Origin of the sequence: Bradyrhizobium sp. SZCCT0231 (assembly GCF_018130245.1) — a bacterium.
Lineage (GTDB): Bacteria > Pseudomonadota > Alphaproteobacteria > Rhizobiales > Xanthobacteraceae > Bradyrhizobium > Bradyrhizobium japonicum_F.
This window is the reverse complement of sequence record NZ_JAFCKP010000015.1, coordinates 172,494-182,430: the sequence shown is the minus strand read 5'-3', so window position 1 is coordinate 182,430 and position 9,937 is coordinate 172,494. Positions and strand designations below refer to the sequence as shown.

The 9,937-nt window shown below is 64.9% G+C and carries 10 protein-coding genes; 3 read left to right on the top strand and 7 right to left on the bottom strand.

The genetic code is table 11. The features are described 5' to 3' along the window. Positions 1-691: 691 nt before the first annotated feature. The 5 genes from JQ566_RS27505 to JQ566_RS27485 all read right to left on the bottom strand — a co-directional run bounded on the left by JQ566_RS27505 (position 692) and on the right by JQ566_RS27485 (position 5,543). Entirely contained in the window at positions 692-979 is a 288-nt protein-coding gene (locus JQ566_RS27505; protein ID WP_212378222.1) for a hypothetical protein, read from the bottom strand. 103 nt (positions 980-1,082) lie between these two features. Next, positions 1,083-2,729: a GMC family oxidoreductase gene (locus tag JQ566_RS27500; RefSeq protein WP_212378220.1), complete on the bottom strand. Its 1,647-nt coding sequence runs from the start codon at positions 2,727-2,729 to the stop codon at positions 1,083-1,085. Between the two features lie 16 nt (positions 2,730-2,745). Further along, on the bottom strand, positions 2,746-3,339 hold the full coding sequence (locus JQ566_RS27495; protein ID WP_212378218.1) for a GNAT family N-acetyltransferase: 594 nt from the start codon (positions 3,337-3,339) through the stop codon (positions 2,746-2,748). A gap of 176 nt (positions 3,340-3,515) precedes the next feature. Then, positions 3,516-4,454, bottom strand: a complete 939-nt coding sequence (locus JQ566_RS27490) for an SMP-30/gluconolactonase/LRE family protein (RefSeq protein WP_212378216.1) — start codon at positions 4,452-4,454, stop codon at positions 3,516-3,518. A 243-nt stretch (positions 4,455-4,697) separates the two neighbouring features. Then, positions 4,698-5,543, bottom strand: coding sequence for an AraC family transcriptional regulator (locus tag JQ566_RS27485; protein WP_212378214.1), 846 nt, complete (start codon positions 5,541-5,543; stop codon positions 4,698-4,700). Positions 5,544-5,715: 172 nt separating this feature from the next. Between JQ566_RS27485 and JQ566_RS27480 the strand changes: the two genes are divergently transcribed. After that, positions 5,716-6,819 (top strand): mandelate racemase/muconate lactonizing enzyme family protein, encoded by a 1,104-nt coding sequence (locus JQ566_RS27480; RefSeq protein ID WP_212378212.1) that lies wholly within the window; start codon positions 5,716-5,718, stop codon positions 6,817-6,819. A gap of 7 nt (positions 6,820-6,826) precedes the next feature. Here the strand turns inward: JQ566_RS27480 and JQ566_RS27475 are convergent, their stop codons facing one another. Further along, positions 6,827-7,183, bottom strand: a complete 357-nt coding sequence (locus JQ566_RS27475; RefSeq protein ID WP_212378210.1) for a hypothetical protein — start codon at positions 7,181-7,183, stop codon at positions 6,827-6,829. A gap of 186 nt (positions 7,184-7,369) precedes the next feature. On the opposite strand from JQ566_RS27475, the gene JQ566_RS27470 reads away from it, so the two are divergent. Then, positions 7,370-7,594, top strand: coding sequence for a hypothetical protein (locus JQ566_RS27470; RefSeq protein WP_024339451.1), 225 nt, complete (start codon positions 7,370-7,372; stop codon positions 7,592-7,594). A gap of 280 nt (positions 7,595-7,874) precedes the next feature. Here JQ566_RS27470 and JQ566_RS27465 read toward each other — a convergent pair whose 3' ends face one another. After that, on the bottom strand, positions 7,875-8,531 hold the full coding sequence (locus tag JQ566_RS27465; protein WP_212378208.1) for a glutathione S-transferase family protein: 657 nt from the start codon (positions 8,529-8,531) through the stop codon (positions 7,875-7,877). Positions 8,532-8,695: 164 nt separating this feature from the next. Here JQ566_RS27465 and JQ566_RS27460 point away from each other — a divergent pair, with 164 nt between their 5' ends. Next, complete coding sequence (locus JQ566_RS27460; protein ID WP_212378206.1) at positions 8,696-9,919, top strand: polyhydroxyalkanoate depolymerase; 1,224 nt, start codon at positions 8,696-8,698, stop codon at positions 9,917-9,919. The last annotated feature ends 18 nt before the right edge of the window (positions 9,920-9,937 follow it).

The window sequence follows — 9,937 nt, the reverse complement described above, 5'->3', positions numbered from 1 at the left end:
CTGGAATTTGGCGCCGCCGCACGAAAGCCTTCGTCTGGCGCGCACTCGTCTCAAGCTGCTCAGCTCCACCCAGCTGCGCAACCACTCTCGTCCAGTCCTCGTTCAGAAGCGATTCGTCTGCCATGCCCCTTGGAATCACGTGTGATTCCAACACTCAAGAATAAACTTAACGCCTATGGGGAAGACCGGGTGCCGGCCGCACCCGCGGTCCGCTGCGCGAAAAGCACACGCAGAGAACCGCACAGCAGCATACAGGTGTAGCCAATCACTCGGCCTTCCCTGCGCAGTGGTCGGACGGCTTATGCCGCGCTCTCCCGGGAGCCGAATTCCTTCTGGCCTCCCTCACCCCGCGGAATTCACCGGCACCGCGCCGGTTGACGCGACTGCCGCATCTGCAAGAGCTTGACCGTAGCAACGACGGCCAGGACCACACGGTTTTGCCGTACGCATTCAGCGCCGTTCGTCCGCACGAAGCCTCGGGCTCACGGAGAGCAATCCGCCCTGCCCTTAGCTTTCGCACACGACGCTGCCGCGTCCACCGCAACCCGACCCGCGTTTCGAACGACTCGCGAACCGCCCCTCTTCGTCGGGCCGGGCTGCCACGATTTATGCCGCAATTCCGAATTTCGGTAAAGTGGAATATTTTTGCGCAGAGGGATTGACGGCGAGGCGGGGTGTTTTGCCCGACGGGTCACGGGCCGTGAAGCGTCGCCGCCCACTCCAGAGCCGGAAGCACCGTGCCGACGAGCAGGCCATAAGAAAAGGCCTTTTGAACTGGTGTGCCCCGAGGAAACCAGCCGATTCCGCCCATGAAGTACATTACCGCCCAAAGACCGGCAAAGAGGGTCCAATCGCGCCAACCCACGCGCAACAGCAGGCCAACCGGAATGGCCGTGCAGACAAAGACGAGGCCGGAGATGGCAATCTGGCCAACGGACTGCCGCTCACGACCAGTTTGGGGCATTTGCCGTTTGTCCATCAGTGAAGCTCGTAGGGTGGGTTAGCGTCAGCGTAACCCACCTCTTTCGTTTCCGCATCGGCAGAAGCGGTGGGTTACGCTGCGCTAACCCACCCTACGCAGACTACGCCACCGCCGCGTCCGGAATACGCGCGGCTTCCATCGGCTGCTTGCCGCGGATGAGGTCCGAGGCGCGGTCGGCGATCATCATCGTCGAGGCATTCAAATTCGCCGAGATCATGCGGGGCATGACGGAGGCATCGATGACGCGGAGGCCTTCGAGGCCGTGGACGCGGAGCTGGTCGTCGACCACCGCCCAGGTCGAGTCCGCCGGGCCCATGCGGCAGGTGCAGCCGGGGTGGAAGGTGGTGGTGCCGCGCTCGGTGGCGGCGTGCAAAAACTCGTCGTCGGTGTTGACGTTGGGGCCGGGGAAATCCTCGTAGGCGTAATAGGGCGACAGCGGAGCGGACTTCAAAAGCCTCCGCGCGAGCTTCATGCCGCCGACGATGACGCGGCGGTCGAGCTCGGCATCGAGATAGTTGGTCTGGATGATCGGCGGCGCGAACGGATCGTTGGAGCGGATGCGGACATAGCCGCGGCTCTCCGGCCGCTGCTGCCAGGAGGCCACGGTCATGCCGGGCTCGTCCTCGAGCTGGCCCTGCACGCCTTCCTTGTAGCTTGCGGGGGTGAAGGTGAGCTGGAGGTCGGAGCTCTCGGCGCTCTCGCCGGAGTGCCAGAAGCAATAGACCATGGTCGGCGACAGCGAGAGCAGGCCGCGGCGCGCGGTCGCCCATTTCAGCGCCTCGATCCACAGCGAGAGGCCGCGGCGGAGCTCGTTGATGGTCTTGATGTCCTTGACCCGCGCCACCGTGCGCGGGGCGTAATGGTCCTGCAGGCCCTCGCCGACCGGCAGCGCATGGCGCACCGCGATGCCGTGCTGCTGCAACAGGTCCGGCGAGCCGACGCCGGAGAGCTGAAGGAGTTGCGGCGAATTATAGGTGCCGCCGGAGAGGATCACTTCCTTGTTGGCGCGTATTTCGACAGGCTGGCCGCCGCGGCCGCCCTTGGTGTAGCGAACGCCAACGGCGCGCTTGCCCTCGAAGATGATCTCGGTCGCATGCGCATGCGTGTGCACATGCACGTTCGGCCGCTTCATCGCGGGCTTGAGGAACGCGGTCGAGCCGGAGACGCGCAGGCCGTTGTTGATGGTGCGCTGGCAGTAGGAGACGCCTTCCTGGGTCTTGCCGTTGTAATCGGGATTGCGGGGAATGCCGAGCGAGACCGCGCCTTCCATGAAGGCCTCGCAGAGCGGATCGCGCCAGTCCATGGTGGTGACGATGAGGTTGCCGTCGCGGCCGCGATAGGTGTCCTCGCCTTCGCCGACCCGCTTCTCCAGCCGCCGGAAATACGGCAGCACGTCGGCATAGCCCCAGCCGCGATTGCCCATCTGCGCCCAGGTGTCGAAGTCCATGCGCTGGCCGCGGTTGTAGATGTGGCCGTTGATCGAGGACGAGCCGCCGAGCGTCTTGCCGCGCGGCGCGTAGATGCTGCGGCCGCCGGTGTAAGGTCCGGGCTCCTGCTGGTAGGCCCAGTTGATGCTCTTCATGTGGAAGGTCTTGATGAACCCCGCCGGCAGATGAATGTAGGGGTGCCAGTCGCTCGGGCCCGCCTCGAGCACGCAGACGCTGATATCAGGATCTTCGCTGAGCCGGCTGGCGAGCACGCAACCGGCGGAGCCCGCGCCGACGATCACATAATCAAATCTATCCATGGTCCCTCGGCCGCCCCTAGCGCGGCTTGTCGTTGAGTTGGAATTCCAGATGCGCCTGCACCGTCGGCCATTCGGCGGCGGTGATGCTGTAAACGACGGTATCGCGCAGCGTGCCGTTCGGCGCGATCTGGTGGCTGCGCAAAATGCCGTCCTGCTTGGCGCCCAGGCGCTCGATGGCGCGGCGGCTCTGGTGGTTGAAGAAGTGCGTGCGGAACTCGACGGCGATGCAGCTCAGGGTCTCGAAGGCATGGCGCAGCAGCAGCAGCTTGCACTGGGTGTTGAGCGGGCCGCGCTGCGCGCTCTTGCCATACCAGGTCGAGCCGATCTCGACGCGGCGGTTGGCGGCATCGATGTTCATGTAGGTGGTCATTCCGACGATCCGGCCACCGGCGTCGAACACGGTGAAGGGCAGCATCGAGCCGGCGGCCTGCAAGGCCAGGCGGCGGTCGATCTCCTTGCCCATGTTCTCCGGCAGCGGGATCGCGGTGTACCAGAGTTTCGACAGCTCGCCGTCCTTGACGGCCTCGACCAGCCCCTCGCGATGATCATGCGACAGCGGCTCCAGACGGGCGTGCTGTCCGCGCAGGGTGACGGGATCGGGCCAGGGCATTGAAGTTGTCTCCAAGAAAACGACTGATCGTCATTCCGGGGCGACGCGAAGCGGCGAGCCCGGAATCCATAACCACGAGCTGGGGTTATGGATTCCGGGCCTGCGTGCTTGCGCACGCATCCCGGAATGACCGGAGAATTTGTACAGCACGTTCAGAATGCCGGCTCAACACATTCTCACTTGTTCAGAAAGTTCAACGGCAAACCGCCGCGCGGCCAGTCCATGGCGATCAGCTCGCCCTTGCCCGACAGCGTGATGTAGGCGGTCTTCAGCCCGGGGCCGCCGAAGGCGATGTTGGTGGTGACGCGGTCGCCGGTCGGGACCTGCTCGACCAGGGTGCCGTCGGGCGCGATCACCGAGATGCAGCCGGAGACGAGGGTGGCAACGCAGACGTTGCCGTTCGCTTCCACCGCAAGCGAGTCGAACATCTGGTAGCCGCCGAGGCCGCAGATCGGCTTGCCGCGCTCGCCGCGATAGATCGGATCGCGCGGCTTCAGCGTGCCGGGCGCGGAGAGCTCGTAAGCCCAGAGCCGGCCCGTCGGCGTCTCCGCGATGTAGACGGTGCTCTCGTCCGGCGACAGCCCGATGCCGTTGGCCGGCAGCACGCCGTGCACGACCTCCACGAGCTCGGTCATGCCGGGCTTGAGATAGTACATGCCGCCGACGTCCATCTCGCGCGCGCGGCGCTTGCCGAGATCGGAGAACCAGAGGCCGCCCTGCCTGTCGAACACGAGGTCGTTCGGCCCGCGCAGATCGTGGGCGCCGCATTTGGTGACGACGGTTTCGACCTTGCCGGATTGCAGGTCGACGCGCTGGATCGATCCGCCGAGATAATCGTCCGGCTGTGGGCCCGGCATGATCATGTTGCGGGTCGGGATCCAGGAGAAGCCGCCATTGTTGCAGATGTAGATCTTGCCGTCCGGCCCGAGCGCGGCGCCATTCGGGCCGCCCGGAATCCTGGCAACGATCTCCTTGCGGCCATCAGGGTGGACGCGGGTCAGGCGCTGGCCCCGGATCTCCACCAGCACCACCGAACCATCAGGCATCGCGACCGGCCCTTCGGGAAATTCGAGGTCGGTGGCGAGAACGCGGACGTTGGGCGTGGCAGTGGACATTGGAGACCCTCCCGGCTGCTTGTTATGGCTTGCACGGGATGTCCGGCACGGGCTCCGCAGGCAAGATTTGCCTGCGGTTATGGCAAAGTCGCCGGGGCTTGCCAAGCAAGCGGGACGGTATGCCAGCGTTGCGCTGCAAAGCGCGATGAGGGTCATCGCGCCTTGCGTTATTGTTTGAGCATGATCTTTTCGGAAAACCGCTTCGCACTTTGCGCGAACGCGGCCCTTCGGGTCCGGATCATGCTATTCCCGCACCGGTATCCAGATTTCGAAGCCGCCATGGCCGGTCGCGGGGTCGAATTTCTCGTCATAGCGCTCGAAGTTCGGCGCGTCCGCGGCTTTCAAACCCGACGCCGGCAACCACTGATTCCAGATCGTGTTCACCGTGCGGCGGATCGAGGCGACGTGGTCCTTGTGGGTGAACACCGCATAGCGCTGCTCGGGAATGCGGATGCGGCCGAAGCGGCGCGGCAGGTCGGAGAAATCGGCGACCTCGACGCCGGCGATGTAGTCGAGATTGCCGGCATCATCGCCGTTGCAGCAGACGCCGTAGGCGACTTGATTTTTTCCTTGGCCGACGCGGGCCGGGATGTCGGCGACCTCCTGATGGAAGCGTTGCCAAAGACCGGGGATCATGGCGCCGTTGTCGCAGGAGATGCGCTCGGCGGGACCGGCGACGAGGAAGGCCGTTGCGGTCTCGAAACGCGGCGGGGCGAGAGTGTCGAGCATCGTGGAATCCATGAGGATCGGCTCCTGTAGCCTAAGCTGGTTGACGCACGTTGCCGCCCGCACCGCTTCGGGCGTGGTGCCGAAATGGTCGCGGAACGCGCGGGTGAAGGCTTCGTGCGAGCCGTAATCCGCCTCCAGCGCCAGTGACAGGATGTCGGGGGCGCCCTTGGCCAGACTGCGCGCGGCCTCCGTCAGCCGCCGCGCGCGCACGTAACGCATCACCGGAAGACCGACTGCTGCGGCAAACGCACGCACGATGTGGAACCGCGACACGCCGGCGACCGCCGCAATCTCGTCGAGCGTCATCGGCTCGGCCAGATGGCTCTCGATATACCAGAGCGCGCGCTGGGCTGGGTTCATGGCGGTTCAGGCCCTCGTTCGAAGCGCGGCGATGATGCGCCGGTCGGCAGCACTCTGCTTGATCGGCATTGCCGTGCGTCGCATGAGCATAGTCCGGCAATGGCCACTGGCAACGCCCCGGCGTTCGTGGCTACACTCGTCCAAACCGCTCACGAGAAAGAGGAACCGGGTCATGGAAATCACCGATGTGCGGGCGCACCACATCCGCATCCCCTATGACGCCGGTGTCGCCAGCTTCCGCCAGGGCGCTTCCGCCATCACGGCCCTCGACATGGTCCTCGTCGAGGTCACGACCGATGCCGGGCTGACCGGCTGGGGCGATGCCTTCGCCTATGTCTGCCCGCGCACCACCCGCAGCGCCGTCGAGGAGATGATCGCGCCGCAGGCCCGCGGGCTGAAGGTGCCCGATGCCGCCGGCATTGCCGCGGTGATGGAGCAGATCCAGCGCAACCTGCATCTGTTCGGCCGCTACGGCATCACCATGTTCGCGATCTCCGGCCTCGATATCGCGTTGTGGGACCTCGCCGCAAAGGTCGAGGGCGTGCCGCTGCACCGCCTGCTGGGCGGGATCAGGCGCACGGCCATTCCGGCTTACGCGAGCCTGCTCCGGATCGGCTCGCCCGATAACATCGCCGCCGAATGCAGGAAGGCACTCGCGCTCGGCTATGGCGCGATCAAGCTGCACGAGACCACGACGCACGCGGTGTTCGCCGCGCGCGAGGCGATCGGGCCCAACATTCCACTGATGGTCGACATGAACTGCCCGTTGACCGGCGAGCAGGCGATCGCGTTTGCGAAAGCGTGCCGCGACGCACAGCCGATGTTTCTGGAGGAGCCGGTCTGGCCGCCGGAAGACTTTGCGACGCTTGCCGAGGTGCGCGGCAAAGGCGGGCTCGGCATTGCCGCCGGCGAGAATGCCTGCACCGAATATCAATTCCGCCAGATGATGGAGGCGGGCGCGGTCAGCCACGCCCAGCCGTCGGTCATCAAGGTCGGCGGCATCACGGAATTCCTGAAGGTCGCAGGCTTGGCCGATCGGCTCGGCGTCAAGATCGTGCCGCACTCCCCTTACTTTGGCCCGGGCCTGCTGGCGACGCTGCATCTGCTCGCAACGCGCGACGACGGGCTGGTCGAGATGTTCCATTTGAAGCGCGAGGCCTGCCTCTGGGGCGGCCGCGCCGATGTCGATGCCACCGGCCATGTCGCGGTGCCCTCGGGCCCCGGGCTCGGCCATGAGCCTGATCGTGGCGTGATGGAGCGATATCGCGTCGCGTGAACGGTGCTTATTTCGCCGCGTCCTTGGGCGGCGGCGCGTCCTGCTTCTTCTTCAGATCCTCGGCCGTCTTCACCTGGGCGGCCTGAAGGTCGCCGAGCGTCTTTTGCAAGCCGGCGATGCCTGTCTTCAACGCGTCGATCTGGCGATTGGCGGCATCCAGCTTCTGCTGATGATCGAGGGTGAGCTTGGTGATCGTCTTCTGCAGGAAGTCGACATTGCTCTGGAGGCAGCTGGTGCGGCGCTCCATGGTCTTCTCGACGGTGCAGATCTCGATGCCGGGCACGTCCTGCGCGCGCACCGGCAGGGCTGCCTGCGTGGCGAGCAGCAACATAGCGAAACAAACGCCGGCGTTTCGAAGCAGCATGAAAGTTCCTCGTCGAATCGATCACAGCAATGTGCGCTGTTTGCGCGCTGCAGCGTGAGGCTACCACACTCGCACCGCATTCTCGCGTTGAGCTTGGGCTCGTTCCCTGGGAGACGGGGAGCAATGAACCGCACGCGGAAGAAGTGGGCGCTCTTCCCGCGGCTTTGATTAGGGGAGACTTTTGGAATGGCAACGCGCGATAGACGTTTGGCGGAATTCGATGGCGCCGGAGAACCACCGCCGGGCCTGCCACTCGAAGTGCTATGCGAGGATCACAGCGGAACATATCAACTGCCGTTCGCCTGCCGCTACGTCGAGGGACGCTGGCAGAACCACGAGGCCGGCATTGCGGTCGAAGCAACCGTGATCGGCTGGCGCCTGCCGCGCGTGAAACAGCGCGGGGCCGCCTGAGGGCGGTCTCTGTTTCAAAATGCGACGGGGCTGCGCTCCGCTTTAACCTTCGGAACGCGGCCCGAACGAATCACGTCCGAATCAGCCGAAACGCCGTGTACGCATCTGTTCACGGCTAGATGTCGACGCGGCTCCACGGGCGTGTACAATATCTCGGCAGCGCGCCGGATGGGCCGGGTCTGGCACCGGCGCCAAAGGTTAATCGTGACAAAGGCATAGCTGAGAGGCCGCCGCGGGAGGATCCTCGCCGCCGAAACAGGCAGCGCCGTGCAACATCTGCCTAATATTCGACCTCGAGCTCCTCGATCTCGGCCGGCTCCTCCTTCGCCGCCGCGATCCATTCCTGCATCTCGGGCATGGCCATGATGGTGTCGGCATAGGCCTTCAGCGGCGGCGCGAGCTTGACGTCGTAGGTCACAAAGCGCGTCACCACCGGGGCGTACATCGCATCCGCCATGGTGCGCTGCGCGCCGAACAGGAACGGGCCGCCCGATTTCTCCAGACAGTCGCGCCAGATGAACCAGACGCGGTCGATGTCGGCCTGCGCCCGCGACCAGATCTTGAAGCCGGGAAAGTGCCCCTTCAGGTTGACCGGCAGCGAGGCGCGCAGCGTGGTGAAGCCGGAATGGATTTCGCCTGAGATCGAGCGGCAATGGGCGCGCTGGATGCGGTCGGCCGGCAACAGGCCGGCGTCCGGCATCGCCTCGTTGAGATATTCGGCAATCGCCAGCGTATCCCAGACCACGGCGCCCTCGTGCCGTAGGCACGGCACCAGGATCGACGATGACAGCAGCAGGATTTCGGCGCGCGCCGACGGATCGTCGGGCGCGGTGACGATCTCCTCGAAGTCGAGCCCGGAGAACTTCGTCAGCAGCCATCCGCGCAGCGACCAGGACGAGTAGTTCTTGCTGCTGATGGTTAGTGTCGCCTTCGCCATGGAGCCCTTCCCTCACGCCTGGGCAACGCACCGCCGGGCGTGCGGGCCCGTGACCTGTGCTTCCCGCCCAGAGAGCAGCAAGCGACGTGCCAATTTTCCGGGCTGTCCGGCTCCCGTCTGGCTTCGATATTGCATCACGACAGGAGACAGGTGGGCATTTCAGTATGATGTCGATGTATTATCAGGCCTTTCAGAACCATATGGACCTGACGGCGCCATGGCGCGCGGGGGCTTCGTCCGCGCTCAAATTCCTCAATCTGGTGCCTCAGGGCACGTCCGATCAGGTCGTCGGCCGGCTGTCGGCCGCGCTGGAGCTGATCTCGCGCTCCACCCTCACCTATGACCGTCCCGCCTATGGCATCGACAGCGTCATGGTGGGCAACCGCGAAATCGCCGTCACCGAGGAGATCGCCTATGCGACGCCATTCGGCTCGCTGCTGCATTTTCGCAAGGACGGCGTGGGCGAGCAGCCGCGCATGCTGCTGGTGGCGCCGATGTCCGGACACTTCGCCACGCTGCTGCGCGGCACCGTGAAGACGCTGCTGCAGGACCACGACGTCTACATCACCGACTGGCACAATCCGCGCGACATCCCGCGCAGCGAAGGCCGCTTCGGGCTCGACGACTACACCGAGCACCTGATCGATTTCCTCGGACAATTGGGTCCGCGCCCGCACATGGTCGCGATCTGCCAGCCCTCGGTGTCGGCGCTCGCGGCCGCGGCGATCATGTGCGAGGACAACCATCCTTCGCGCCCGGCGACGCTGACGCTGATGGCGGGACCGATCGACACGCGGATTCAGCCGACCAGGGTCAACGACTTCGCCAAGAGCAAGCCGATCGAGTGGTTCGAGCGCAATTTGATCAATTACGTGCCGATGCAGTGCCGTGGCGCCTTGCGCAAGGTCTATCCCGGCTTCGTGCAGCTCACCGCCTTCGTCTCGATGAATCTCGAGCGCCACATCAAGCAGCATCTCGACCTCGCCAACCACATCGCCAAGGGCGAGAAGGAGAAGGCCGCGACCATCAAGACGTTCTACGACGAATATTTCGCCGTGATGGACCTGCCGGCCGAGTTCTACATCGAGACCGTGCGCGACGTGTTCCAGGAGCATCTCTTGCCGCAAGGCAGGCTGATGCATCGCGGCCGTCCCGTGAACACCAAAGCCGTCAGCCGCATGGGCCTGATGACGGTCGAGGGCGAGAAGGACGACATCTGCTCGATCGGCCAGACGCTCGCGGCGCAAGACCTCTGCACCGGCGTGCGCGCCTATCGGCGCGTCCACCACATGCAGGCCGGCGTCGGCCATTACGGCGTGTTCTCCGGCAAGCGCTGGAACAACGAGATCTATCCGTTGCTGCGGGATTTCGTGCACGTGAATTCGTGACCGACATCCCCTGAATCG